Origin of the sequence: Ochrobactrum sp. EDr1-4 (assembly GCF_049199085.1) — a bacterium.
Taxonomy (GTDB): Bacteria; Pseudomonadota; Alphaproteobacteria; order Rhizobiales; family Rhizobiaceae; genus Brucella.
The window spans coordinates 67,776-94,451 of the sequence record NZ_JBLZOF010000008.1; the positions used below are offsets into that span (position 1 = coordinate 67,776).

The following is a 26,676-nucleotide window of genomic DNA, read 5'->3' on the forward strand; positions in this document are numbered from 1 at the left end:
TGATTGCTCCGCTTCTGGAAATTGTTGCCCCCTTTTTGGGGATCTCTTCTTCAAGCACCATCATACCCAAGACGAGCACGAAAATGTCATTTCTTCGTGCTCAACACGAAGTTTGCTGAATGTGATTTCCTCCTTGAATCAGGGGCCTGAGCCTTGGCGGCTTCTTCATTGGCCATTGATAACAGTATCTATATAAGCAAAAAGTTGTCAACGAGATTGTAAACAATATTTGAATATTTTTCGCATTTAAAGTCGACGATAACTGTTAACATCACGATCGAGCCAACCTGAATTGTCAAAGGATTATCACGGGATTGTGCCGGGCTGATTGGTTTCTTACCGTTTGAACAAGGCGCACAATAGATAGTCTCTTGCACCTGAGAAATGCCTGTTTCTTGTCGTCATCAGCTCTGCATTCAAAAAAATGACTGTAATAAAATTGTCCTGAAGTTGACGAACCGCCAAACTCAATATTCCTCAGGCCTTGTTTTGAAGATGAATGCAATAGAGCGTCCTTCACAGTTGGACGCTCTAACATTTACGGCCAATAATATTATTCGGCCATCATGGTGTGCCAATGACGCGGTTTGTTGTCGGCACGGAAGTCAACGCTTTTGACTTTTTCTAACATACCCCATGCAATCGGCTGTTGATGCAAAGGAATCAAAATCGCCTTATCCTTGGCGATCTTTAGTGCTTCCTCTTCCAGAGCCAGCCGTTTGGCAGTGTCCGGTTCATTTGCTGCCTTTTTGACCAGATCGTCGAGTTCCGGATAAGACCAGCCACCGTAGTTAGAAACGCCGGTGGAGCCACTGCGCGTCGAAAGAACTTGTGACAGAAGCGAATAGGCATCCAGTGTCGGCTCATTTGCCCAACTCAAATTGAACATGTCGGCCTTGCCGTTGGTGCGTTTAGGCTGCTGAACAGCCCTCGGCCCCATGTCGATCGTTGGCTCAAAACCCGAACGCTTAAGCATGTTAGCTATGCCCGAGCATATATCTTCTTCGTTGATGCTTTCATCATTCATGCACAGATAGGTAAAGGCCAAACCTTTTTGGCCCGCATCTTCCAACAGCTTCTGTGCCTGCTTCGGATCGGCGGGCTGATAAACATCAAGAGATTCAGAATAGCCGGCAATTTCTGGCGCTATGAGTGATCCTGTAGGGCGTGCAAGCCCGCGCATGATTTTCTGATTGATAAGATTACGATCAAGGCTCGCCTCCACAGCCTGCCGCACATGTTCATCAAGGAATGGATTGGGGCGGCCATCCTCAAGCTTTTCCTTGCCATTAAAAGCAATGAAAACCGTACGCAATTCTGTGCGCTTGTTCACGCTGATGCCCGGCGACGATTCTAATCGTGGCAAATCCTGAATCGGAGCAGAATCCACCAGATCAATTTCACCAGACAGAAGTGCAGCAACGCGCGTAGCCGCAGAAGAGATCGGTACATATTCGATACGATCAAGATTATGTTTCTTTTCGTCCCACCACTGATCGTTGGCCAGTAGAACGGTTTTGGAATCCGGGACACGGCTATCCAGCTTGAATGGCCCAGTGCCATTGGTGTTGTGCGTCGCAAAATTTTCAGTGTTTGAAGCTATGTCCGTTGGCTTTTCTGCATTGTTGTCTTTGAGCCAGCCTGCATCGAACATGAAAATATTGGTCATATCGTTCAGGAAAAGTGCGCTTGGCGAGGAAACCTCTAAATCGACCGTATAATCATCGACCTTATCGACCCCGACATAAAGCGGAATATTACCGCGCAGCGGCGAAGTCGGATCGGACACGCGGTTCATAGACGCAACCACGTCATCTGCCGTAAATTCGGCACCGTTATGAAATTTGACACCCTTGCGCAGTGTAAAACGCCATTTATTATTATCTATCAGCTGCCATTCGGTGGCAAGAGCAGGTTCAATCTCAAAATTGGGGCCGTATCGGATCAACCCTTCATAAATGTGGTTGAGAAACGCCAGATTAGAGGTGGATGGCACGGAATTCGGATCAAGCGAATAAATGTCAGCCCGACTTCCCCATCGCAATGTAGCGGCGTCTGCAGATGAGACCATTAACGGCGCAGAAATTGCCACAGCGCTCAGCGTGGACAAAAGAAACCTGTGAAAACGCGTCATGCTCTTCCCTTCATGAATTAAGACCGATCCATTAAGCCGGATTTTTTTGAACTATCTTAATTGACTGGCATATTGTCAACGATATTGTTGGCAATTATTATGGAAAATATCGACACCGTGAATTTCGGAATCGGCAACTCAATTGATTCCAGTCAAGAAACAAGGACGTGTAAATGGTTGGGCTACTGCTACTTCACGGAACGATCATCACCGTTGACCCTAAGCGGCGCATTATCGAAAATGGCGGCATAGCAATCGAAAAAGACCGGATTGTTGATATTGGCACTGCCGAAGAAATCCAGCCCATGCATACCGGGAAGAAAATCATCGACTGCACTGGAAAACTAATCATTCCTGGCCTCATTGATGCCCATGGACATGCCGGCCATGCGTTGATCCGCAGTATCGGCGCGGATACCAATGCTTTGTGGATGCGAATTGTTACTCCGACCTACTATCATTATGTTACCCGCGACTACTGGTATGCGGATGGGCTTGTCTCTGGACTTGAGAAACTATGTGCTGGTGTCACGACTTCTGCCAGCATCATCACCTCAATGCCCCGCAGTGATGATCCGGTGTTTGCGATCAATCATGCCCGTGCCTATTCAGAACTTGGTTTGCGAGAGATTATCTGCGTGGGACCCGCAGGCCTGCCCTGGCCGCAATCGGTGACGCGCTGGGAAAGCGGAAAGCCGGAGCGACGCGAAGTATCTTTTGAAGAAATGATTGAGGGTGCGGAAAGCACCATCGAAGCTCTGAACGGTACCGCGAATGGTAGAATCAAGGTATTTTTGACACCATTTACGATCGTACCTTCGGTAGAACCTTCCAATGCTTCAACACCAGACTTTGCGGTAAACCTCACAAAGGAAGACCGAGCGCAGGCGCGACGTATCCGCGAAACAGCGCTCAAGTGGGGCGTACGCATTCACTCGGATGCTTTTGCGGGACAAATTCGTATGGCTTTTCAGGACACGGAGAATGCATTGCTGGGTCCTGATGTGCATTTGCAGCACTGTTGGGGAATATCTCACGAAGAAATAGACATTCTTGCTCAAACGGGCACGCATGTCACCCATGCTCCTCCGGGGCGCTCAACCCCAATTATGGAAATGATGGCCCGTGGCGTTCCAGTGGCCATCACATCAGACGGCGCGGCTCCAAGCCGCCATTTTGATATGCTGCAAATCGCTCGGTTAGCTCAATCGACACAGCACATTTTACACAATCACAACCGATACATTCTGCCGCCGGGTAAAATCTTCGAAATGATAACAATTGATGCAGCGAGAGCAATTGGCATGGATCAAGAAATCGGTTCGCTGGAATGCGGCAAGAAAGCCGACATAGTCATCATCGATATGCGTAAGCCACACCTGACACCCAATTGGATGCCGGTCCATCGTCTTATTCACCAGGTACAGGGAAGTGATATAGACACTGTAATTGTTGACGGCAAAGTCCTAATGGAAAATGGCAACGTGCTCACTGCAAATGTTAAGGAAGCATTGGCGTTTGGAGAATCCGAGGCACAGGCTCTCGTTTTAAGGGCAGGACTTCAACCTCACATGCATGATCCCGGCTGGGGGCAGCTGCAACGAACGTTTCAACATCCTATTAAGCCACCCGAGTCCCCCAAAATTAACTAATTCTCTTCTGTACTGGCCTTTACGTGAATGTGAATTTAGAGTGAGAGACGCTAGGAAAATATGGCGACTGGTACAGTTAAGTTTTTCAACAATGATAAGGGTTTCGGCTTTATTACGCCTGAAAATGGTGGTGCGGACGTGTTCGTTCACATCTCAGCCGTTGCTTTTGGGGGCGCTCTTCAGGACGGACAAAAAGTCAGCTATGATATCGGACAAGACCGCAAAACTGGCAAGTCCAAGGCTGAAAACGTTAGCGTTCTTTAAGCTAAATAAGGTCCCAGGATTAGGCTGAAAAAAATATTCGTCCCATGTGACTTCTCACCACTCACAATTCATATGGGGCGGAACAATCCAATTAGTTTTTGTTCAGTCAATGCGAAATGTTTTCTGATCCTTTCAGAGACTGAATTCTCACTTCCGCCTTATTATTTCACCTGCATGGAGGAAGCCATCCATCGCAGCTATATAAGATCAGCTGATGCTGACGTTCAAACTGCAGCTCTTTTGACACAAGCTTATTCGCCAGTTTCTCTCCAAAAACATTGACCTGATGCAGGTAAGCAAGGCGCGGTTGTCTGCTTATGTCGATGCCCGGAGTGGGAGCGGTTGTTGCTCGGAGCTACCGGTCCGCCATTGATGATCCTTCTCGTTTCACATCATCAAAGAAAGTCGGGCCATGGGTCGGAGTGACGCCATCTCGCAATCAATCCGGCGAACTCGACGTTTCGGGTAGCATTACCTAAGCTGGCGACGTCAACTTACGCCATGCGTTGTGTCAGGCCGCGACGGTCATGATACATAGTGGTCGTTCAACATGGTTGAGAACATGGCCTGCACAAGTTGCCCGCCGCCGTGGCACGAAGCGCGCGGTGGTTGCTTTGGCGGGTCGTATCAGCGTTATCCTTCATCGAATGTGGGTCGATAATACCGACTTTCGGTCAGATGATGCTTTGTCGCATAAGATTTAAAGAAACGTTGCAACCTTTGCGTGCCTGATTGCAGGCTGTCGAAGTCCCCCAAGGGATGTGGTTCCGATGATGCCGGGGTCAGGACTGTGGCCGAGGAAAGTCGAGCACGCCTATGAGATGGGCACATCGAGATTACATTTGAACCAGCATCATATTGGCAGCCAATTGCGCTGACCACGGACCGAAGCATGTAACCGGGTTGACTTCACACTAGGACAGCAGCGCAAACAGGAATGTCAAAACTACAAATATAATCGAGGCCGCAGCTATGCGGGTGCGATCGGTTGTCAAAAAATGCTTGACATGAATTGCCCCGTTACCGAAGTCCTGAGCCTTCTGTATTTAGCATCTGCTAAACTGCGCCCATCACTGCCCCTGGTCAGGGGCAGTGATGGGGTGGTGCGCGACGTCTGAGCCTTGTGGCTTGACCACGTTTCCTAGCATGTCGGCACCGCCTCTCTTCATCGTCTCGGACAGTTGATTGCGGACATTGAGTACCGCGCACCAGAAGGAAGAGAGCATGGATAATCTATCACACGGCCGCATCATCGGCATAGACGTTAGCCGGGACTGGCTAGATCTTCATTGCCTGCCTGATGGGCTTCAATGCCGAATACCAAATATTCCAGAAGGGCACACTGCTGTCGCGGATCTTGCTCATGATCGAGATGCGGTCGTTTGCTTTGAATCTACCGGTGGACAGGAATGGCAGCTCTGGGCAAAGCTTGAAGCAGAAAGTGTCGTCGCCCGCCAAGTGCCTCCCGCTCAGGTGAAGGCATTTGCGCAAAGCCGCGGCACACGCGCCAAGACTGACAGGATCGATGCAGAACTCATCGCGCGGTTCTTTGCTTTCCGACCCGATGCGGGTCGCAGTCTTCCTGCAGAAAAGCTCAGATTTCTCAGAGCATTGACCTCGAAGCGTACCCAGATGGTGGAGATGCGAAAACGCCTTCTTGCCCAGATCCGTGCGCATCAGAAACTTGGCACAGCTGAGATGTTTGACTGCATCGAAACCGAACTAAAGGTTAGGCTCGGCAGCCTGATCAAAGAGCTTGAGGACAGGATCGTAGCCGCCATATCCAGTGACGATTTGCTGTCCGAGACCGTTAGCGTTCTGCGCTCCATACCCGGAATCGGTCCAGTGGCAAGTACAATGCTGGTCGCTGAAATGCCAGAGCTTGGCACCATCACCGGCGAACAAGCTGCAGCTCTTGTAGGTTTGGCTCCAGTTGCGCATGACAGTGGAACCCTGCGCGGAAAACGGTCTATTGCAGGCGGTCGTCGTGCCTTGAGGCATGTGATGTTCAAAGCCGCTCTGGTCGCTGCGCATCACAACCCGACCATGAAGGTCTTCGCGGATCGTTTGCGAAAAGCCGGGAAACCGCACAAGGTTATCCTCACAGCCGTTGCCCGAAAATTGGTTACCCTGGCTAACGCATTGTGTAAAAAACGTCAAAAATGGGTGCTTCCGAAACCATGAGAGATACAGTTGCGAGGACCGGAGTAAGCAAGACAACTTTGGGAAGGCCTCTTACCCATTCCAGAGGGATTACCACCTGTATCAATACCAATGGGTAATTTGTTGACCTTCAGAAGGCTCCTTTACTGACGCGGAATTTTTTGAGTTCAGCCATTAATCCTGGAAAATCAACGGGCTGTCCTTCTCCAAAGCCGAAATAGGCCTTTTTGTAGAACTCATATAACTTTTCATAGCCAGCGACATGAGTAGCTCGTGGATAGAAAACACGCGCTTCGGGTGCCATAGCTTTTTGCGCTGTCTGAATGTCCGAGTAAAATCCGGCCGCGACCGCCGCGAAGATGCAGGAGCCGGTGCCGACCGGTGAAACAGAAGGAACATAGACATCCTTGTTTAGAACATCGGCATAAATTTGATTGAGAACATCGTTCTTCTGCGGAATACCACCCGCATTCACGATACGATTTGGTTGCAGCCCCCCCTCACACATGCGATCAATAATGATACGCACATGCAAGGCCATTCCTTCAATGGCAGCATGTAGCTCGTCCCGGGCGTCGTGATTAAGGTCCCAACCCAGCGTCACGCCAGACAAATCGGAGCGGACCAGTACGGTGCGGTCGCCATTGTCCCAGTTCAGGCGCAACAGTCCCGTCTGGCACGGTGCGAAATCTTCAATACCTTTAGCAAGCGTTGCAACATCACTCGCTGCACGCTTTGCAATGGCACTAAATACATCGCCAGTGGCTGACTGGCCTGCTTCGATGCCCGCGTAGCCAGGCACCACACTGTCCGCTGCAACACCACATAATCCCTCAACGGGATTAAAATCGGCCGGTCCCATCGAGATGATACAGGTTGAAGTACCGATAACGTTTACAACATCACCTGGTTGCCCGCCGGAGCCAATCGCATCCCAATGCGCATCGAGAGCACCGATGGGGATAGGGATGCCTGCGGAAAGCCCTAGCTTGTCAGCCCATTCTTCGCTCAGATAACCAGCAATAGCATCGGATGCGAGATAACGACCTGCCATATTGTCGAGGATGCCATCAAACAGTGGGTCGACGCGGCTGAAAAACGCCTGTGGCGGAAACCCGCCCCAGCGGCTGCCATACATCCATTTATGCCCGGCGCCGCAGAGGCTTCGGGGGAGTTCATTGCGCTCTGTGATGCCGCACAGTGTTGCTGCTATCATGTCGCAATGCTCAAGTGCTGTATAGAACTCAGCGCGCTTTTCGGGATTGTGTCGGAGGAAATGAAGAACCTTGGCAAAGCCCCATTCATGGGAGTATGTTCCGCCGCACCAGCGCAAGGCTTCAAGCTCCTCAGCCTGCCCCAGTCGTGTGATTTCGCGTGCCTCTTCATGGGCCTGATGATCGCACCACAGATAGTAATCTGCCAGCGGACGTAGCTTATCGTCAACCATGACAACGCTCGACCCGGTGGTATCAATGGCCAGTGCCCGGACGTCACTGCCAGGGATGCCTGCCTTCTGCAAAGCGTCATGCATGGCAGAGACAAGCCCCCTCATATGATCATCATGCGATTGAGCACCCATGAGTGGTGCCGCTGCACTGCGCTTTAGCTCATAACCAGCGCTGGCCCCCGCAAGTACAGAACCATTATCGCTGTCCATCAAAGTTACACGCACACTCAATGTGCCAAAATCGACTCCAGCGACAATTGCCATCACATGTTCTCCCGAATGTTAAGAGTGGTCAGTTTGTATGACCGTTGTTTAAAAGAATAAAGTTTGCCTTAATCCGGCTCACTGACCGTAAGTCCTGGCTGGACCGTGTTTGCGCTTGTAATGGCGATCAAGCAAAGCTTGCGAAACAGGTTCTGCGTCAGGATTAAGTGACAGAATATGCCATGCCATGCGGGCCACTTCTTCTAGAATAATGGCATTCCAAAGAGCTTCATACGGTGTTGCTCCCCACACGAAAGGTCCATGCCCTGCAACAAGCACTGCGGGAATGGCTAGAGGATCAGTGTCTGCAAATGTCTCAATAATGACCTTGCCTGTTTCAAGAACGTAGTCACGCTCAATTTCCGCATCCGTCAGCGGACGTGTTACTGGAATGGTGCCGTAAAAATAATCGGCATGCGTCGTACCAAGCGGCGGAATTCCCTTATGCGCCTGTGCCATGATGGTCGCATAGGTCGAATGGGTATGAATAACAGCGCCAATGCCTTTAAACGCGCGATAAAGGGCAGCGTGCGTGGCGAGGTCGGATGATGGCTTCATCTTGTTATCAAGCACCGCGCCATTGATGTCGCAAAGTACTAGATCTTCGGCCTTGAGATGATCGTAATTGACACCGCTCGGCTTGATGACAATCTGGCCGCTTTCGCGGTCGATACCGCTTGCATTGCCGAAAGTTGACAGGACGAGTCCATGTTCAACTGTGCCCAGATTAGCGTCCAGAACAGCCTGCCGAAGCGCGCTATGTGTCATTTTCTATTTCCTGAATAAACATGCCCAAAGCGCAAAGGGTTTCGCGCTTTGGATATTATCGTGAGCTTTTAGAAGATTAACGAGCAGTCCAGCCAGTGTAATCTTTTACATTTTCACGTGTGATAAGAACTGGATCGATCAATACAGTGTCTTTTTCAGGCTTATTGCCTTTGAAAAATTCGTAGCCCATGCGGAAGGCCTGGCCAGCCATGCTGTATGGATCCTGCGAAGACGTTGCACGGATCAGGCTCGATTCATTGTTGAGGGCAACTTCAGTATCCGGAGCCCCATCAACACCGGTGATGATGAATTCCGAACGCCCCTGCTGACGCGCAGCAAGATCAGCACCCTGAGCCATAGGATCGTTCAGCGCAAAAATACCATCGATTTTGTCGAAGCGTGTCAGCAGTGACTGAGCTGTGTTCAGACCACCATCACGCGATGCGCCACCGTTTTGATCTTCGGACAGAATTTTGATGCCTTCATTGGCTTCAAAAACGGTCTTACAACCCTTGTAGCGGTCCTGGAGTGACGAAGAGCCTGGGCCGTTGATGATGATAACATCGCCCTTACCATTCAACTGGTCAACGATGTACTGGCAAGCCTTCTGACCAGCTGCAACATTGTCAGTCATGACAGTGACGTCCGAACCGGGTGCCGAAACGTCAAAAGATGCCACAACAACACCCGCATCTTTAGCGCGCTTGACTGCTGGTGCAATCGCGTTCTGATCAACAGCGTTCAGCATGATCATGTCAACGCCTGCTGCGATGAAGCTGTCGATTTGCGAGCTCTGCTTGTTCAGCTCATAGTCTGCTGAAACGGAAGTGATTTTCACATCCGGATTCACCTTACGTGCTTCTGCTTCAATGCCCTTGATTGCAGCTACGAAGAAAGGATTGCCAAGAAGGCCAACGGAAATGCCAATGCTTTCCAGATCCTTTGCACTGACAGTCGAAGCTGTCATGCACAATACACTTGCGCAGGCGATGAGTTTTGCGAATTTCATATTTCCTCCTCCTCGGAGTTTTCTAGGTAATGGGTGTTCGTTCGATAGTTACTGTTTGCACTTACGTGCGCGCACCGCCTTGCAGGCGAAGCCGATCAAGCGCCACAGCGGCGATGATGACGAGACCCTTGATGATGTACTGCCAGATGTCAGACACACCGACGAGGATAAGACCGTTTGAAAGAACTGCGATGATAAGCGCACCAATCAGCGTTCCCCAGATGGAGCCAACACCGCCAACAAATGAGGTGCCGCCGAGAATAACCGCTGCAATCGCGTCGAGTTCATATGACGTACCCAACTGCAGACCATTCGCCGCATAAAGACGCGCAGCTGACATAACGCCGCCAAGCCCGGCATAAAGGCCCGAAATTCCATATACGAACAGAAGAACGAGAGAAACCCTGATGCCTGTTAGGCGCGCAGCATCCGGGTTACCGCCTGTCGCATAAATCCAGGTTCCAAGCACAGTGCGACGCAAAATGAACCAGGAGATTACGACGACTGCCAGCGCGATAATTGCAAGCATTGGCATTCCTAAAATTTTGCCATTGCCTAAAAATTCGAAAGCGAGTTCAGCGTTGAATACGGTTGTATCCTGTCCAAGCAAACGCGCTACACCGCGCGCAGCTGTGAGTGTACCCAAAGTTACAATGAATGGCGGCAACCGGAGAAATGCAATCAACGCACCGTTTATCAGTCCCCAGCCAAGTCCCATCGCAAGTGCGCCCGGCACACCGAGCCAGCCAAGGTCGGGAAAAAGCGACAAAATCATCGCCGTCATTGCTGAAACAGCCAAAATTGAGCCAACCGAGAGATCAATGCCACCCGTCAGGATAACAAATGTCATGCCCGCAGCCAAAACGGTGTTGATTGAGGCCTGCTGCAACACAATCGAAAGATTGTTAACGCTCATGAAGCGGCCGCTCATGAACTCAAAACCGATGGCAAGCAAGATCAGAACCGGCAGCATACCAAGAATGCTCACCATGGCTCGGACATTTGCTTTCTGGGCGGCGGCGTTAGGGGTTGAACTGCTCATTTGAAGGTCTTTCCTATTGCATTCGAGCGGGTGAAACTCAGGCTGAATTTACAGCGATCGCTCATCTGACTGTTTTTTGCAGAGTTACTTCCGACAACTACTGGCGTTTCAAGCCTTTGTTTTGGACCCTGATCCCGTGGATAGAGCCATTATCTTTTCCTGAGTAATCGGCTCCTCCGCCGTCGCGGTAATCTCGCCGGTTATTACACCTTCATGCATGACCATGACTCGATCAGATGTACCGATAATTTCTGCAAGTTCGGATGAAATCAGAATGACGCTCACGCCAGACGCCGCGAGGCTGTCTATAAGTTTATAAATTTCAGATTTCGCACCAACATCGACACCGCGGGTCGGTTCATCGAGAATGACAACATCCGGACCTGTTTCAAGCAGACGCGCAATCAATACCTTCTGCTGATTACCGCCAGAAAGTCCGCCGACGTTTTTGCTTGCAGAAGGGGTTTTTACACCCAGCTTTTTGATCGCTTCGGCAGCGCGCTGTGCCGCACGTGCAAAATTCAGAAGACCTCCGGGACAAGCATCTTTTGCAACAACGCCGATATTCACATTTTCAGAAATCGACATATCCAGGAAAAGACCCAGTTTTTTACGATCTTCCGTAAGATAGGCAATGCCAGCGTCCAGCGCCTGACGCGGGCTTGCCATATCGACAACACGTCCATTTAGCGTGATACGACCGGATTTCTTGGGATCAGCACCGAAAATCAACCGAGCCATTTCGGTACGGCCCGATCCGACCAGGCCTGCTACGCCCAGAACTTCGCCACGATATAGATCAAAGCTGATGCCCTTAACCATGCGATTGTCGGAAAGGTTCTCGACCCTCAGTACCGGCTCGCCGGAGCGGTCAACCTCGCTATGGGCTTTTTTATAGAAACTGGCGATGTCGCGACCGACCATCATCGAAATGAGCTTCGGCGCATCGATGTCATTGCGTTCAAGGGTGCCGACATAAACGCCATCACGCAGCACCGAACACCGATCAGACAACGCATAAATTTCTTCCATGCGGTGACTGATATAGATGATTGCAATGCCTTCGGACTTCAACTGTGCGATGACATCAAACAGTCGCTCGGTTTCACGCGATGACAACGATGTGGTTGGCTCATCCATCACGATAAGACGCGCGTTGGTGGTTAACGCCCGGGCAATTTCCACCATTTGTCGCTCGCCGAGCGAAAGCTCGCTTACCTTTGTGCGTGAATTGAACCGCACATTCAGTCGATCAAGAATGATCTGCGCACGCTCAAGGCTTGCGCGGCGATTGACAATGCCAGCACTAGAGATTTCGCGGCCAAGAAACATGTTCTCGCCAACCGTCAGATTGGGCGCAAGCGACAGTTCCTGATAGATAACCGCTACCTCGCCTTTCGCCTCCTGACGCGGAACCCCTTTGACCAGAATTGTTCCGCCTGGATCAGCCTTATAAGCACCGGACAGTACCTTCATCAGGGTAGATTTTCCGGCGCCGTTTTCACCCATAAGCGCATGAACTTCGCCTGCTCGCACATCGAGATTAACATCCCGAAGAGCCTTCACGGCACCAAAAGTTTTGGAAATATTACGCATTTCCAGAACAGTCGAACCGCTTTGCGGCGCAGATGCATCATGAACGGCTGTAAGCTGAGCGACTTGTTGCATTGGCTTCTCACTCATTGTCATTGTCTGAAGAGGCAATTGTGTAACTGATCCCATACTCATCCAGCGTTTTTGCATTGCGGTCTGTGAGACCATCATCCGTGATGATGCGGGTTATATTGGCTGCAGGAATGGCTACGGGTAGCGTATCGATTTCAAACTTGCGGCTGTCTGCGAGCAGGATCACTTCAGTCGCATTACGGCTCAGATAAGCTGACTGATGGATAAGCAAGGGATTCTGTTCCAGTGCCCCCAACGGAGAAACACCGAGCGCGCCAACAAAGAATTGCGCTGCGAAGAACGTGGCCTGTCCGGCATCCGGCGAATAAAGAATACCGGGATCTTTATGGAATTCGCCACCGCCGACCTGCAACTGGCAGGTCCCATTTTCATAAAGATAAGATGCAAGCGGCATAGATTGCGTGAAGACAAATACGTTACGGCGCGCAATCTCACAACCAAATGCAAAACATGTTGATCCGCCGTGAACAATAATGCGGCTGCCATCGACGACGAGCCGCGCCGCTTCACGGGCAATTGCTTTTTTAGCTCTGACAGCAATATCACGGTTTTCAGAGAAGCCTAGGGAGAAGGCTTCGAAGCCGGTTCCACTTGCTTCATTGGCTGTCGCACCGCCATAGACTTTACGTAATTTGCCCAGCCGATGCAGCTTATCAATATCGCGTCTAATCGTTGCTGACGAAACATGCAAAGCATCCTGAAGTTCGCGCACACTCACAAAGGGGCGATCTTTCAGATATCCAGATATCAAATTGTGACGATCAGAATCGTTCACCGGTTGCTCCTCCTGCTTCAAGAAAATCACAATCATTGCAAATCAATGATTTACCTGACGCAAAACTCTACCCTTATGAGCGAAGTCGCTCATTCCTCGAGCGGTTTTTATCATGTTATGGCAAATCCGCAAGCTGGTTTATTAGACTGCCGTTCTATTAAAAAATTTGTGGTTCGCTGGAATGAAAAGACAATAACTACGTTGGTTATGCTTAAATAGGTGAGGATTCCGCAAAACTCATTACTGATGACCACGCGCTCGGTACAATCATTGGTTTTAATAGGCTTCTTGAACAGCTGGCTGATGTCGCTAAGGCCAAAGCTAGTGAGCAAAAAAGTCTGGAAGCAGCCGAAAAGTCAGAGCGAGATGCCGTCGCCCGTCAAGCTTCCCGAGATCGAAGGGCTGAAGAAGCTCATGTTCGTAAAATCGCGACGATTAGAAATGGAATGGCCGCGATTCCAGCACCGAAGCCAGAGCCGCTCAGGGTCCTTTATCTCACGACAAATCCAGAGATGCTTTCCGGCGGGGCCCTCAGAACGGATGCCGAGGTACGTAACGTTCAAAACGAATTGCGAGGTACCCGATATCGTGACAGCGTGGTCGTGAGCCACCTGCCCGCCGCGACGTTTGAAGATATGCTCAATGGGATGAACGATATCAGGCCTCATGTTGTGCATTTTTCCGGCCATGGTGGCGGATCCGGGGTGCTGTTCGACAATGGAAAGTTAATTGTCCAGCCGGAGTCGGTGTCGGATATCGTCAGTTAACCAATTTCCTCGCGGCAACGGATGCCCCCCCAAGGCTTCTCGTTCTCAATGCATGCGACACATTGAATGGCGCGGATGAACTTTTGAGCGCTGTACCAGTGGTCGTGGCAATGTCGGACAAGATCACCGACACCGCAGCAGTCGTATTCGCGACGAAATTCTACTCTGCAATCGCAAACGCACAATCGATTGGCAGCGCAATAAAGCAGGCGCGTGCAATGCTGTCTATGCTTGCATCGGCGGAAGATCACCTACCGGAGTACGTTTCTCGCGACGGTATCGAACGTGGACGATCTCGTTCTGGTAACAGCCGTGTGATGCCCCCTCCTATCATCTACCAAGGCCAGGCATTCTCCCGTTACGCTGTGGGTTGACCTGGCAGCTCTCCTACTGAATGGGTGATGTATTGCCTCAATAGGCAAATGGTGCTGTCCGCGCCTGAGCAGGGGCATCGAAATGCGGTCCTCCGCCCTTCGTGGCTATCCACACAATTTCTCAATACAGATAATGGCATTAAGAGAAAGTTTTCTTTATGTTCGCATAATGCGGGTGATTTGCTGACTTCATGTCAGATATATTCCCAGGGAATTTGCTAAGCGGAGCATGAACATGCAAACTGAATTCGACAGTCTTCTTCAGCAATCCGGGCTGTCAGTTGCAGACGCTGCAGAGATTCTCGGCTATTCTGAGGGGCATATCTATCGCTGGAGACGCGGCGAGGAAACCCCACGAAAAGCGGTTGTGAATGTTTTACGCAGCGAGGCGGAAAAACGTCGTCAGCCACCGGGCGATAGTTCGTTCACCTTCATCGATCTTTTTGCAGGTATTGGCGGATTACGGCGCGCGATGGAAAGTGTGGGCGGGCGCTGTGTGTTCACATCAGAATGGGACAAGTATGCCCAGAAGACATATCATGCCAATTACCGTGATAACCGACCGATTGCTGGCGACATTCGGGAAGTGACAGCTGATGAGGTGCCTGACCATGATGTGCTGGTAGCAGGCTTTCCATGCCAGCCCTTCTCGATTGCGGGCGTTTCCAAGAAAAATGCTCTGGGCCGCGCGCACGGGTTTGATGATGAAACGCAGGGCACGCTGTTTTTTGATGTATTGCGTATTCTCAAGCATCATCGTCCGTCAGCATTTCTTCTGGAGAATGTGAAGAACCTGAAAAGCCACGATAAAGGCCGGACATTCAGCGTGATCCGGCGTAAACTCGAAGAAGAGCTTGGCTATTCAATCCATACCTGCGTGATCGATGCAGGGCATTTTGTGCCACAGCACAGGGAGCGCATTGTCATTGTCGGCTTCCGGACACCGGTCGATTTCAGCTTTGATGCACTTGAACTGCCTGCTTATGGCGCAAAGCGGCTTAATTCAATTTTGCATCCGGAAGATGGCAGCGAAAAGCCGGAAGCGGAGTTCACAGTGGGAACCTCTGCTGAGGTCAATAAAAAATACATCCTCACAGACAAACTCTGGCAATATCTCCAGGACTATGCTGCCAAGCACAAAGCAAAGGGCAATGGCTTTGGTTTTGGTCTTGTTGGCCCTGAAAACATCGCGCGCACGCTTTCAGCCCGCTATTATAAGGATGGATCAGAAATTCTCATCAGCCGTGGCAAAGGCAAAAGCCCGCGCCGGCTGACACCGCGTGAATGTGCGCGTCTTATGGGATATAATGATGACTTCCGCATACCTGTGTCTGACACACAGGCCTATAAGCAGTTCGGCAACTCGGTCGCTGTTCCGGTCTTTGCCGAGGTTGCACGGATTATGCAGCCCTATATTCTGGATCTTATTGCGGAAAGCAGAACACCGGCACGTAAGGTTGGCTGACGTTCATGACAAAGCGACGCGCAGCCGCAATATGGCTGCGATACGCGCGGCCAACACAAAGCCGGAACTGATTATCCGTAAAGGATTGCATGCCAGCGGGTTCCGCTATCGCCTGCATGCGAAGGAATTACCCGGTAAACCAGATCTTGTACTGGCAAAATATCGCGCAGTCGTATTCATCAATGGATGTTTCTGGCACGGACATGATTGCCATTTGTTTCATTGGCCTGCCACACGCGAAGAGTTCTGGCATACCAAGATCGGTGGCAATGTCGCCCGTGATGAGCGCAATCTGACAGAGCTGAGAAGTGCTGGTTGGCGTATTGCAATCATCTGGGAATGCGCGCTGAAGGGAAAGACCCGCAGATCCTCCGGGGAAGTGATTGACACTCTCGGCCAGTGGCTTTTGACTGACGACAGCGAATTGCAGATTCGCGGCGTACAGATTTAGGCGGATAATTGAGGCGGACTGAGAGTGGCTGGACGGGGTTATTTATCAGGATATTTTATCGGCGCTGGTGCAAAGGTGCTTCGCGGTACCGAGGTTGATCCGACTATCTCAAACGGGCATGAGTTTCAGGGGGTTGATATATTTCGGGCCTTTGTTGGCACACCGGATGAGAAAGAAAAAATCCCCCTCACCTATATCTGGATGGATGACGAACAGGACGAACCGCTGCGACTGGAACTGACCGGCACATGGTACAACAGCCGTAAGAGACAAACCCATCGCGCACCGGAATATCGTCTGTTTTACCCCGCAGCCGCGGAAAGTGTTGTCTACCGCGCAAAAGCTGGCGATACACTCTTCCTTTGCATGACAGCCGAGCGCAAAGTCCTTGCAATCCTTTGTCCTTCAGAAAGCTCTATCGAGCAGAAGCTTTTGTGGTTGTTCGGACTGCAACTCACCACCGATTTCAAACTCTCGCAGCAGGATATCAGCAATGATGGCGGGCGTGACATCGATCTTGCTGCAAAGTTTATTCTGGATGAGCTGGGCATTGAAACGGAAGAACCCGAACCCGATGCGCTCAGTCTGCTGATTACCCGATTTGGCAACATATTTCCCGGAACAGCGAAGTTTTCTGAATTCGCCCGTAAAACACTCAAAGAGGTAGATCCGCTTGCGGATCCTGACACTGCGCTGACCGCATGGATGGAGCATGAGGAAGCGCTGTTCCGTCACATGGAGCGCGTTGTCGTGGCAGAGCGACTGAAAGCAGGCTTCCTGCAAAACGGTGATGCAGACGTTGATGGCTTTCTGTCGTTTTCATTGAGTGTTCAGAACCGGCGTAAGTCACGCGCCGGCTATGCATTTGCTCATCACGTGGAAGCAATACTGAAAGCACACAAGGTTGCCTACAAACGCGAAGCAACCACCGAAAAACGCAATGCAGCAGATTTTCTGTTTCCGGATGAAGCGTCCTATGCCAATCCCACCTTCCCCGCAGAGAACCTTCGCATGCTGGCGGTCAAGACAACCTGTAAAGACCGCTGGCGACAGGTGCTGGCTGAAGCGAACAGGATTCCAGAAAAACATCTCCTGACCCTTGAGCCATCAATCTCCAGAACTCAGACCAGTGAGATGCAGGCGCAGTCCCTGCAACTCGTCCTGCCAAAAAGCATTCACACCACCTATCATACCGATCAGCAGGAATGGCTGATGAATATCGGGGAGTTTCTTGGCCTGGTGAAAGGCTCATAAGGCCTCGCATATGGTCTCTCTAACAAATCAGTTTATTTTTCGAAGCCCGGAGGTCAAACTATGGACGAGCTAAAAGCCATCGCAACACGTTTCAGGCGCGCCATCGAAGAAACTGATCGCGGCAATTTTCCCATTCAGTTCAAAAAATTTCCTGCAGGTGCCTGTGGCGATACATCGTTGTTGCTTGGTTTCTATTTGAAGAAACAGGGAGCGGGCGCTTGGGATTATGTAAGCGGAATGCGGGGCGAAGGAGATGGCAGACACTCCCATGCATGGATAAAACAGGGCGACATCATCATTGATATCACGGCCGACCAGTTTGACGAGATCGAAACCCCAGTGATCGTAACAAACGCTTCAGCATGGCATAACAGCTTCGATAGTAAAATACTGCATGAAGCGGATTTTCATGTCTATGATCAAGCCACTATTATTATGCTCAGTTCAGCCTATGCAAATATCCTGGATACGCTGGACCATTAGCGCCGATTAAGACAGCTGGCTCATTCGTCTTATATGATTTGGCCAGTCTCTATCCAGAATACCAGTCAAGAATCTGGGCGCTAAAACTTGAAGAGAACCGAGCCGTCAACCCAGTCATACAAGCCGCTGTGTGTTGCGGTGTTCTCCCAATCCGGCCAACAACTTGCACTATCGGATAGCAGATACGCAGAGCGTACCATGATATCGTCAGAGCTCTTGCCTGACGAGTTCATAATATCGAAAAGGCAGACGGTCAACCAGATCCGCGGCTCGGTTTTAGAACGGAATGTTGTCGGTTAGCACCTACGTTAGCTCCCGAGTTGCACTTGGCGGCAAAGGGATATTTGTCACCACGAACAAGTTCAAAATGTCTTCGCGGTCATTGAAAAATATCTGCGCACGCTTGCTCTGATCAAGTTTGCCACCAAGCCAGTTCCTAGCCTGCTTGGTAATCTCCCCGCCGGCAATGATGAACGCATGATCCACGAGCACGCGGCGATTGAGTTCGTGGTCGAATATCTCATGACCGAGCATCATCAGTGTTTGATTGTGTATCTCGGCAACGTTCGCATTTCCTGTGTTTGTGACGCCCGATGAGTCAATCTTCCCCTTCTTGGCTTGGATCCCGAAGTATATGACGTGCATCGTAGGCAAGGTGAAACGCATCCATACGTCCTTGCCGTATTCTAAAGCTTTGTCAGCATGGCCTGTAGCGGTGATGCGATGGTAGCCTAGCTGTCTGAACATCGGCAGCAACACCTCCGCGATAAGTTGATCGTCGGAACATTTGTCGAGATACTCCGCCAATTGAGTGCGGGGTCTTAGGTCCGTTCTATCATCTCACCACTTTACTGGTCGGCGTCTTTCAGCGGTGGTGGAGAGATTTCTCAGCAGGCTGATTGTGGCTATTACGTGCCGCGTTTAGGCATCACGCGTCTCTAAAAAGCTAAGCTGACATCAATGTCCATGTGAAATGGCTTTTTCGAACGCTTCCTCGACGATTTTCAGTGTAAGAGCGAAGTGATTGTAGGCGATGCGGTAAGCTCTCTCGCTGTCTTGCGATACGATGCTTTCCACCAGCGCAGTATGTTCGTCACGGGCGAGCTGGAGATAGTGCGCTGGATATGGCTCCGCGCCGAAACCCATCGTTGCCCGCGCGCTCAGTTGTCCGGAGAGTGCAGCAAGTTGCTCGTTGCCGGCCATATCCGTGATCTGTTGATGAAGGTCAACGTCGATCCTTCGGGCCTTTGCAGGATCGTCCGCAGCGAGAAATTTTTCCAGAATTTCGGTGAGCTTTTGCGCTTGGGCTGGTGAGCGCCGTTCCGCTGCGGTTCGTGCCTCCAACGCCGCGACCAAACAACGAAAATCCACGAAGGCTGCAAGGCGCGGGATTTCTTCTCGAAGCAGGCGCTGCATTGTATCCGTAGCTTGCGGATCGACTTGCCCATCGGTGACGAAGGTTCCGCCGGTGCGTCCACGCTTGGAGACGAGCAGGCCTCTTTCACGCACGATCTCGAGCGCGCCCCTGACAGTGACGCGGCTGACACCCTGCCAGTCGGCGAGTTCCCGCTCGGATGGCAATTGTTCGCCCGACGAGTATGACCCGATAGCAATGGCCGTTATTATCCGGTCGGCGAGTTCCTGCTTTGCTGTCGTGGTTTTGATTGCGCCGCCCGGTTGCTTCAACACATCTAATTCGCTATGGCCAGTCTCTTCATCGGGCATCTGCCAGTTTGCCTTTCGTATGTGTGCACTATCACCCTGACGGATTCGGCGCGGGAGAGTTCGCGGATTACTTACCTTATATAAGAAGCGTCGACTCGAACAAAAGGCAACCTACTGGATAGCTCGATGCCGGAACACTTAATCCGGCATCTTTTTGCAAATTGATGTGAGCCTCAGGCGGCTGCCTGCCCTTTGCTCGCCAGTCGACCAGATGCGCGCAAGACGAAGGCGACAACAACGCCCACAAGCATCCAGATACTGCCTAGGACCTGTGCGTTAACATCGGCGTGCCACAGCGCGTAGGCGAGGATAATGGTTCCCAGAACAGGTGATACCCAGTGCAGCAAAAGTCTCGAACTGCGATCGATGAGCGCAAACCGGTAAAATACCGCAATGTTGAGCAGGATATAGGCCGTTAGGGCACCGAAGGTCACGAGCGTGGTTAGGAGCCCTTGATGCTCTGCGCCGAAAATACCTATGGCAAGCGAAAGAACCGCGATCAACAAGGTGGCGTTGCGCGGCACATTGTTCGTTTGGCTTACAGTCGAGAGCATACCCGGAAGCTGGCGGTCGCGTGCCATACTGAAAACAAGACGAGACGATGTCGCCATCGATGCGATTGAATTAGCGAAGATTGCGATCAGCGCCGATGTCAGCGTGACGAGGATGCGAAGCCAGTCGCCGCCTACCTGTCCTGCTATATTGTAGAAGGCGTTGTTGGTCGCGTCGCCCTCCGCAAAGACAGTGCCCGGCTGCACGTAAAGCGATGCAAGATAGACCTGCAGCATGAAGAGGACTGTTACGGCGACGAGCACAATCATCGTTGCCTTTGAAACGGCTTCGCCGCCACCCTTCGCTTCTTCGTTGAGGGTCGAGATCGCGTCGAAGCCTACGAAGCTAAGAGCGGCGATTGGGATCGCCCCGAATACAATGGCCCATGAGAAGACACCGCTATTGAAGAACGGCGTAAACGACAGGGAGACCGCCCCTCTGGCGAGGTCAATGCTTACGGCGAAGACGAAAATCATGAGCACGACAAGCTGGATACCGAGAAATATCTTGTTCATCGTGGCCGTGACACTTATGCCGCCGAGATTGATAGCGGCCGCAAGGCTGACGAAAACGGCAATCCATACCCATGCAGGCACCACCGGCCACAGCCCGGTCATCGCGCTCGCTGCGAAGACAGAGAGCAGAGCTGGAAGAAGTAGGTAGTCGAGCAGGATCGCCCAGCCCGCGAGATACCCGAAATAGCTGTTTATGCCGAAGCGGACATAAGAATAAACCGAACCTGCAATGGGATAGCGCTTCGCCATTTCCTTGTAACAGAGTGCGCTGAATAACATGGCGACCGCCGCGACGAGATAGACCAGCGCGGTCATCCCCAATGAAAAATTCGAGATGAACCCGAAGACCGCAACCGGCGCCATCGGAACCATGTAAATTAATCCGTAAGTCACTACGTCGGCGAGCGACATGGTGCGCTTGAGTTCCTGCTGATAGCCCAGCGTTTCGAGCGTGTTGACCGGAACCGAACGTTCCGCATTTCCTTCCAGTGTTTGCATTGTTGTGAGTTCCCCTAGTGTGTTTTAAGCATTCTTCTCGTCGTTCTTCCGCAGGAAGGCGCTGACGACCTGGAAGAATTCGGCGGGAGTTTCAAGATGCGGCGTATGGCTCGCGTCGCGGAAGACATGGTGCTCCACTGATGGAAGAAGCTTGACGAAAGGCTCCCAAGAAACGGGTGTGGCTTCGTCGAATTCACCTGCCAGCACGAGGGACGGCACCTTGATCTCAGACAGCCGGTTTACGACGGACCAATCCTTTAGCGTTCCGGTTGCAGAAAACTCACTTGGGCCGACCATTGTATGGTAGACGGTGGGGTCTTCCGCTAAGAGTGCGAAGCTGCTCTCCAGCGGATCTGGATATGGCTCCATTCGGCACAGGTGGCGCTTATAAAAGACATCGACAGCTTTCTTATATGCCTCGGAGTCGGTCGTTCCCGCAGCCTCATGCTCGCGGATGACAGACTGGACCTCGGCGGGGAGTTGCGAAAGCAACTCTTCCGTTCCCTGCGTCCACAGTGGCATAGCGGCGGGTGAATCCGCGAGGATCATGCTCCGAACGCCCTCGGGATGACATAGCACATATTCCGGGCCAAGCATTCCGCCCCAAGACTGTCCCAAGAGATGGTAGCCACCTGACAGACCGAGGTGATCGATGAGATTTTTTAGCTCTGCGACGAAAAGCTTAACATTCCAGAAGTCTACAGGCGCATCGGGCAAGCGACTGCTGCGACCACAGCCGATCTGATCGTAATGAATGACGGCGCGCCCGTCGTTGCACAGGGCGGCCATTGGCAGACAATAATCATGGGGGATGCCGGGTCCGCCATGAAGGATTACAAGCGGAGGCAGGTCTGAGCGGCCTGCGCGCGGCTTCGTGACACGTGCCCAAGTCCCATGTGTCCCGAAGGGAATAATGTGCTGCGTTACGTCGTAACGCATTGTTGCTGTGTCCAAGTTAGTTCCCCTCATTTTGGCTAGATGTCGTTGCTACTAAAGGTAATAGAGTAATACCTTATATGAAAAAGGAATTATGTTAATACCTTTTTTTGATTTCCATGCCATAAGCTTCTCGAAACTCGTTGGAGGGTGATTTCGTGTTAATGCGGTCGAAAAGCGATTAGGTTTCGAGAGCTTGTTTCTCGTCGCAACTGACAATGTTAGTCACATGAGCTTTATGCAGAAATCGCTTCAGCTGCTGATCGTCGCGACTCCGATGATTAAGTGGGACGTCGACCAGATGGAATGCAAAGACCGCTGGTTGACATTTGTGGCCATCGGAAACCAGCTTGCCAATTTAGCGTCGGATTTCGATCCGCGAAACTGTGGCTTCGGCAAAATCGCCGCGTTCGAGCTCGAACAGCTTAAAGGTAAGCCGCTTCGTATCCAGGCCAAACAGACTATGTGAAAGAAGAAGCATCTATTACAGGACGGAATGCTTTCGGTTGAATTATAGCCGCTCAACACTTCGCCCCAATCGGTCTGACGTTGCATTACAGCGCCCGGCATGCCAAACGCGCCAGCGAGTTTTATTGAGCTGTTATTGGAGACCAAGGGCCAAATATAACAATGCCAAAGAAGACAGTTCGCGACGCTGCGTATTACGAAGATCGTTTAAAGCGTGATTTTCCAATTATCTATGCCGATCTACAGGCTGGAAAATATCGAACTGTCACTGATGCTGCGTTTGCCGCAGGTCTGAAGACCAAGCGCACTCGCTTGCACGAGATGAAAAATGCTTGGGAGAAGGCTAGTTCTCACGAACGACGCGAGTTTGTAAGCTGGTTGCACAGTGAGCATGGTATTATCGCCCAACATGCGCCTACACTGAATGGGATGCCTCCACCGATTGCTGTAGGTCGACGTCTCCTGCCTTGGGCAAAGTCACGAATAGAGGCTATTATGCTAATTCGGGGTATGAAAATGAGGCATGTGATGAGTGAGATCGGCGCTAAACCTCTCAATAACTCGGTTTCAGGCGCATTATTTAACAATACTACACTTAAGCCACAAATTTTGACTGCATTAGAGTTGTGGCTTGATAAGAACAAGAATGTTTAATGTGTAGATTGGCCTACTGTGATTTTCTCAAATAGTCATCAACCTCTTCTTGAAAGTAATTCAAGTCACGATTAATGCCCCTTTCGACTGTATACTTATACCGATCTTTAAGCGCTTCGGAGCATTCTAGGCCACCGAGTTGCGCATCGGTTTCATATGCTTTCTGTAGGGCGCGTCTAGCCGAACTAATATCAATCTCCTCGACCTGACTGATGATGGCCAGCAACCTTTTCCGGTATGCACGGTGATCGTCTTCGGGCAAGCCACAAGAGTTCACGCCATTTGAGGTGATCGTGAGAGGACGTGCCTTGAACGTGGCCCTTGATTGCACGCAAACGCTAAGCTGAGAGAGGATAGCCCAACAAGTAAGCCGTATATGGCGCAAGTATTTGATCTAACATAAGAAAATGGCGGGCCATGCCCGACGAAGATGAGCACTATGTCTACGCTATAGCCCTCTAACGCCGCACGGCGGGCGACCAGCGCTAACCGGCGCAGTTTGTCAGCGCGTTTCGGGCGTTTTGTAAATGGCCGGGTCCGGAGTCAGAGGCCAGTTGCTTCCGGTCCAGATACAGCAAGAGCGGACCCGGAACATTCTCCAGCACTTGTTAGGATAAATCTCGAACAATCAGCGCTGGTACCACATGCGCCACAGCAACCCGTCGTGGCGAATGAAGTGGTGATAGAGCGCAGCCCCCACATGGGCGAGGAGCAGAGCGATCAGGAGGTTGGCTCCAATGCCATGCGGAATACGCGGCGGATACTGAAGGAAGTTCGGTAGCTCGACGGCCGTACCGCTAAAGATGGAACGACCTGCGCCGCTCAACACGATCATGCCGATTCCGCTGGCGACCATTCCAAGGATCACGACATAGAAGAGCAGATGCACGGCGCGGGCGAGCCATTCCTGCCACGCTGGCGATCCCTGTACCGGCAGCGGCTTCTTGTCGAGGAAGAACCACCAGGCGATGCGACCCAGGGTCAGCAGGAAAATAACGATCGCTGCGGGAATATGGACGCGAAGCAATGCGGCCTTGGTGGCGGGGTCCATGCTGCCGCCGGCACGGAAGCCGGTGATAATCGCCATCAGGATCAGTATTGCGGTCAGCCAGTGGATCGTGACGGGCACCGCACCATAGCGGCTAGGGTTGTTTTTCAGCATCCAACTCTCCTTCGAGTTTGTTTCGCAGCGTCGCCACGACGCGATGCGCTGTTTTGATGTCTTCAACCGAAAGGCCCTCGGCCAGCGCATCGACCCTAGGGTTGTAGGCGTTGATCGCGGCGTCGTAAGCGCGGCGCCCCTTGTCGGTCAGCACGACGAGATGCGCCCTTTTGTGGTGAGGGTTGGGCTCGTACACCACGATCCCCTCCTGATGCAGATCGTTGACGATGCGCTGCACATTTTGCCGATTGGCCCCTAGATCGCGAGCAATCCAGGCTACGGGCTGTGGTCGTTCCGAGAGAACGATCGCGCCCAGAACCTGCCAGCGGGCACTGGTTAACCCAAAGGGTGCGACGAGCCTGTCGCCCCAGAGCAGTGTCAGGTTGTTCGCCCTGAACATGGTCAGGATCAGGTCGGTCAAGGCTTCGCCTTTTTTGTTTCGGGTCATTTCGCTCATTCGTTACCATCTAGCTAGATTGACATCATAATGTCAAATATATGTGTTCTTATCGTATCGAAGTGACATTATGCATACAACGCATAGGAGCGAGACATGTCCCTCATGAAGTCCTTGGACGAGAAGTTCCCCATCGAGCGCCAACTGGCCGTCGAAGCCGCGCCAGTCGTGCTCATCAACCTCTTCACGCTTGATGTAGCCGATGAAAGGCGGTTCCTCGATGCGTGGAAGGACGACGCCGAGTTCATGAAGCGCCAGCCTGGCTTCATCTCGACGCAGCTCCATCACGCCATCGGCGAAAGCCCGACCTACCTGAACTATGCGGTGTGGGACTCGACCGAGGCGTTCCGCGGGGCGTTCACCCATCCCGAGTTCATCGCCAAGCTCGCAGCCTACCCGTCCACTGCCGTCGCCAGCCCGCACCTGTTCCAGAAGGTTGGCGTCGCTGGCATCTGCACGGCGTGATCGACGGGCGCCGCCTCACACCAGACGTCCGGATCATCTTCCGGTGAAAGAAAATACCATGCCAAGGATCATCCATCCCGTTGCCGGCCTGATCGCCCTCCTGACGATCGCGACCTTCTGGTTCTCGACCGTGATCTCCGAACTCTTCCTGTCGGAAGCAGCCGTGGTCGCAGTGAAGACTACGCTCCCCTGGGGCTTCCTGCTGCTCGTACCGGCGCTCGCCGCGGCGGGTGGCTCGGGGTTCTTCCTATCCTACGGGCAGCGTACGGGACTGTTTGGCGCGAAGCTGAAACGCATGCCCTTCATTGCCGCGAACGGTCTGCTGATCCTGATCCCGGCGGCGCTGTTTCTCGCGTCAAAGGCACGTGCGGGAGAGTTCGATACGGTCTTCTATGTGGTGCAGGCCGTCGAACTAATCGCCGGCGCGACCAACCTCACGCTTCTCGGCCTCGGCATGCGCGATGGCATGAAGCTCACGCAATGGCGGCGCGGAAGCTTTCTTCGGCCCGCCTCAACCGACAAGACGACCCTTGCCGGCAAGGAAGAGATCGCGCGCGGCACCGTCGCCTTCCGCCTGAAAAAGCCCGAGGGTTTTTCCTTCACCGCCGGCCAAGCCGTTTATGTGACGCTGCCCGGCCAGAAGGAGACTGACAGCAAGGGCCGGGTCCGGACCTTCTCGCTCGCCAGCGCGCCGCAGGAACCGGAACTGCTGATCTCAACGCGCATGACCGATACTGCCTTCAAGCATTCCCTTGCTGCCCTGCCTGCCGGATCACCTGTCGGGATCGAAGGACCGTATGGCGATCTGACGCTTGATGGCAACACCAAGCCCGTGGTCTTCCTTGCAGGCGGCATCGGCATCACGCCCTTCCGCAGTATGATCGTCTATGCGGTTGGACGTGGGCTGAACCGCGATGTCACGCTCATTTACAGCAACCGCAGCGCGACGGATGCAGCTTTCCTGTCCGAGCTGGAGCAGCTTGCGAGCGACAATCCCCGGTTCAAGCTGGTGGTGACGATGACCGATGCAGCCGACTGGCAGGGCGAGCGTGGTTACATCACCCGCGAGATGATCGAGCGGCACGCCGGAGACATCACCAAGCCGGTGTTTTACCTTGCCGGCCCACCGTCGATGGCCGCAGCCATGGAAGCCTTGCTGCTGGAGGCTGGTGTCAGGCCCGGGAACATTCGTGCGGAGATGTTTACCGGATATTGAGGCCCCAATGTGCCGGTTCTCGTCCGCTCG

Annotated in this window: 27 protein-coding genes; 14 read left to right on the forward strand and 13 right to left on the reverse strand. The window is 52.1% G+C overall.

Annotation, left to right across the window (positions count from 1 at the left end; all coding sequences use genetic code 11):
- Positions 1–553: 553 nt before the first annotated feature.
- Positions 554–2,134 (reverse strand): ABC transporter substrate-binding protein, encoded by a 1,581-nt coding sequence (locus ACOZHT_RS19645; RefSeq protein ID WP_339514198.1) that lies wholly within the window; start codon positions 2,132–2,134, stop codon positions 554–556.
- A gap of 173 nt (positions 2,135–2,307) precedes the next feature.
- On the opposite strand from ACOZHT_RS19645, the gene ACOZHT_RS19650 reads away from it, so the two are divergent.
- The 4 genes from ACOZHT_RS19650 (at position 2,308) to ACOZHT_RS19665 (ending at position 6,234) form a co-directional block, all read left to right on the forward strand.
- Positions 2,308–3,786, forward strand: coding sequence for an amidohydrolase family protein (locus tag ACOZHT_RS19650; protein WP_339514196.1), 1,479 nt, complete (start codon positions 2,308–2,310; stop codon positions 3,784–3,786).
- 60 nt (positions 3,787–3,846) lie between these two features.
- Positions 3,847–4,050: a cold-shock protein gene (locus tag ACOZHT_RS19655; RefSeq protein ID WP_339514195.1), complete on the forward strand. Its 204-nt coding sequence runs from the start codon at positions 3,847–3,849 to the stop codon at positions 4,048–4,050.
- A 323-nt stretch (positions 4,051–4,373) separates the two neighbouring features.
- Positions 4,374–4,529 (forward strand): transposase, encoded by a 156-nt coding sequence (locus ACOZHT_RS19660; RefSeq protein WP_421566382.1) that lies wholly within the window; start codon positions 4,374–4,376, stop codon positions 4,527–4,529.
- Between the two features lie 745 nt (positions 4,530–5,274).
- Entirely contained in the window at positions 5,275–6,234 is a 960-nt protein-coding gene (locus tag ACOZHT_RS19665; protein ID WP_339514191.1) for an IS110 family transposase, read from the forward strand.
- A gap of 109 nt (positions 6,235–6,343) precedes the next feature.
- On the opposite strand, the gene ACOZHT_RS19670 is transcribed toward ACOZHT_RS19665, so the two are convergent.
- From ACOZHT_RS19670 to ACOZHT_RS19695, 6 genes are all read right to left on the reverse strand, one after another.
- Positions 6,344–7,924, reverse strand: a complete 1,581-nt coding sequence (locus tag ACOZHT_RS19670) for a ribulokinase (RefSeq protein ID WP_339514189.1) — start codon at positions 7,922–7,924, stop codon at positions 6,344–6,346.
- Positions 7,925–8,002: 78 nt separating this feature from the next.
- Entirely contained in the window at positions 8,003–8,692 is a 690-nt protein-coding gene (gene araD / locus ACOZHT_RS19675; RefSeq protein WP_339514187.1) for an L-ribulose-5-phosphate 4-epimerase AraD, read from the reverse strand.
- A 76-nt stretch (positions 8,693–8,768) separates the two neighbouring features.
- Positions 8,769–9,701 (reverse strand): ABC transporter substrate-binding protein, encoded by a 933-nt coding sequence (locus tag ACOZHT_RS19680; RefSeq protein WP_339514185.1) that lies wholly within the window; start codon positions 9,699–9,701, stop codon positions 8,769–8,771.
- 61 nt (positions 9,702–9,762) lie between these two features.
- Complete coding sequence (locus ACOZHT_RS19685) at positions 9,763–10,743, reverse strand: ABC transporter permease subunit (protein ID WP_339514184.1); 981 nt, start codon at positions 10,741–10,743, stop codon at positions 9,763–9,765.
- Positions 10,744–10,851: 108 nt separating this feature from the next.
- On the reverse strand, positions 10,852–12,411 hold the full coding sequence (locus tag ACOZHT_RS19690; RefSeq protein WP_421566318.1) for a sugar ABC transporter ATP-binding protein: 1,560 nt from the start codon (positions 12,409–12,411) through the stop codon (positions 10,852–10,854).
- 7 nt (positions 12,412–12,418) lie between these two features.
- The gene (locus tag ACOZHT_RS19695) at positions 12,419–13,204 is read right to left on the reverse strand and encodes a DeoR/GlpR family DNA-binding transcription regulator (RefSeq protein WP_339514182.1); all 786 of its coding nucleotides are present in this window, start codon (positions 13,202–13,204) and stop codon (positions 12,419–12,421) included.
- Positions 13,205–13,650: 446 nt separating this feature from the next.
- Here ACOZHT_RS19695 and ACOZHT_RS19700 point away from each other — a divergent pair, with 446 nt between their 5' ends.
- The 6 genes from ACOZHT_RS19700 (at position 13,651) to ACOZHT_RS19725 (ending at position 17,998) form a co-directional block, all read left to right on the forward strand.
- Positions 13,651–13,971, forward strand: coding sequence for a hypothetical protein (locus tag ACOZHT_RS19700; protein ID WP_339514181.1), 321 nt, complete (start codon positions 13,651–13,653; stop codon positions 13,969–13,971).
- Positions 13,902–14,345: a CHAT domain-containing protein gene (locus ACOZHT_RS19705; protein ID WP_421566383.1), complete on the forward strand. Its 444-nt coding sequence runs from the start codon at positions 13,902–13,904 to the stop codon at positions 14,343–14,345. The genes ACOZHT_RS19700 and ACOZHT_RS19705 overlap by 70 nt, the downstream gene beginning before the upstream one ends.
- Before the next feature lie 235 nt (positions 14,346–14,580).
- Entirely contained in the window at positions 14,581–15,810 is a 1,230-nt protein-coding gene (gene dcm / locus ACOZHT_RS19710; protein ID WP_421566319.1) for a DNA (cytosine-5-)-methyltransferase, read from the forward strand.
- Positions 15,811–15,841: 31 nt separating this feature from the next.
- Complete coding sequence (locus ACOZHT_RS19715) at positions 15,842–16,261, forward strand: very short patch repair endonuclease (RefSeq protein ID WP_421566320.1); 420 nt, start codon at positions 15,842–15,844, stop codon at positions 16,259–16,261.
- A gap of 24 nt (positions 16,262–16,285) precedes the next feature.
- Positions 16,286–17,515: a type II restriction endonuclease gene (locus ACOZHT_RS19720; protein ID WP_421566321.1), complete on the forward strand. Its 1,230-nt coding sequence runs from the start codon at positions 16,286–16,288 to the stop codon at positions 17,513–17,515.
- A 60-nt stretch (positions 17,516–17,575) separates the two neighbouring features.
- A complete protein-coding gene (locus ACOZHT_RS19725; protein WP_339514171.1) occupies positions 17,576–17,998 on the forward strand; it encodes a hypothetical protein in 423 nt (140 codons plus the stop codon).
- Positions 17,999–18,301: 303 nt separating this feature from the next.
- Here ACOZHT_RS19725 and ACOZHT_RS19730 read toward each other — a convergent pair whose 3' ends face one another.
- The 4 genes from ACOZHT_RS19730 to ACOZHT_RS19745 form a co-directional block, all read right to left on the reverse strand.
- On the reverse strand, positions 18,302–18,805 hold the full coding sequence (locus tag ACOZHT_RS19730; protein ID WP_421566322.1) for a hypothetical protein: 504 nt from the start codon (positions 18,803–18,805) through the stop codon (positions 18,302–18,304).
- Between the two features lie 150 nt (positions 18,806–18,955).
- Positions 18,956–19,723: a FadR/GntR family transcriptional regulator gene (locus ACOZHT_RS19735; protein ID WP_421566323.1), complete on the reverse strand. Its 768-nt coding sequence runs from the start codon at positions 19,721–19,723 to the stop codon at positions 18,956–18,958.
- A 173-nt stretch (positions 19,724–19,896) separates the two neighbouring features.
- Positions 19,897–21,288: an APC family permease gene (locus ACOZHT_RS19740; protein ID WP_339514165.1), complete on the reverse strand. Its 1,392-nt coding sequence runs from the start codon at positions 21,286–21,288 to the stop codon at positions 19,897–19,899.
- Positions 21,289–21,312: 24 nt separating this feature from the next.
- A complete protein-coding gene (locus tag ACOZHT_RS19745; RefSeq protein ID WP_339514163.1) occupies positions 21,313–22,257 on the reverse strand; it encodes a proline iminopeptidase-family hydrolase in 945 nt (314 codons plus the stop codon).
- A gap of 196 nt (positions 22,258–22,453) precedes the next feature.
- Between ACOZHT_RS19745 and ACOZHT_RS19750 the strand changes: the two genes are divergently transcribed.
- Together ACOZHT_RS19750 and ACOZHT_RS19755 are read left to right on the forward strand one after the other, a co-directional pair.
- The gene (locus tag ACOZHT_RS19750; RefSeq protein WP_421566324.1) at positions 22,454–22,693 is read left to right on the forward strand and encodes an OST-HTH/LOTUS domain-containing protein; all 240 of its coding nucleotides are present in this window, start codon (positions 22,454–22,456) and stop codon (positions 22,691–22,693) included.
- 161 nt (positions 22,694–22,854) lie between these two features.
- A complete protein-coding gene (locus ACOZHT_RS19755) occupies positions 22,855–23,346 on the forward strand; it encodes a hypothetical protein (protein WP_339514159.1) in 492 nt (163 codons plus the stop codon).
- A 628-nt stretch (positions 23,347–23,974) separates the two neighbouring features.
- Here the strand turns inward: ACOZHT_RS19755 and ACOZHT_RS19760 are convergent.
- Entirely contained in the window at positions 23,975–24,508 is a 534-nt protein-coding gene (locus ACOZHT_RS19760) for a cytochrome b (RefSeq protein ID WP_421566325.1), read from the reverse strand.
- Positions 24,489–24,965 carry a MarR family winged helix-turn-helix transcriptional regulator gene (locus ACOZHT_RS19765; RefSeq protein ID WP_339514155.1) on the reverse strand — a complete coding sequence of 159 codons (477 nt, stop codon included), beginning with the start codon at positions 24,963–24,965 and terminating at the stop codon, positions 24,489–24,491. Before ACOZHT_RS19765 ends, ACOZHT_RS19760 begins: the two co-directional genes overlap by 20 nt.
- 96 nt (positions 24,966–25,061) lie before the next feature.
- Between ACOZHT_RS19765 and ACOZHT_RS19770 the strand changes: the two genes are divergently transcribed.
- Both ACOZHT_RS19770 and ACOZHT_RS19775 read left to right on the forward strand, forming a co-directional pair.
- Positions 25,062–25,430, forward strand: a complete 369-nt coding sequence (locus ACOZHT_RS19770) for an antibiotic biosynthesis monooxygenase family protein (RefSeq protein WP_339514153.1) — start codon at positions 25,062–25,064, stop codon at positions 25,428–25,430.
- 58 nt (positions 25,431–25,488) lie between these two features.
- Positions 25,489–26,646, forward strand: a complete 1,158-nt coding sequence (locus ACOZHT_RS19775; protein ID WP_421566326.1) for a ferredoxin--NADP reductase — start codon at positions 25,489–25,491, stop codon at positions 26,644–26,646.
- Positions 26,647–26,676: the final 30 nt, after the last annotated feature.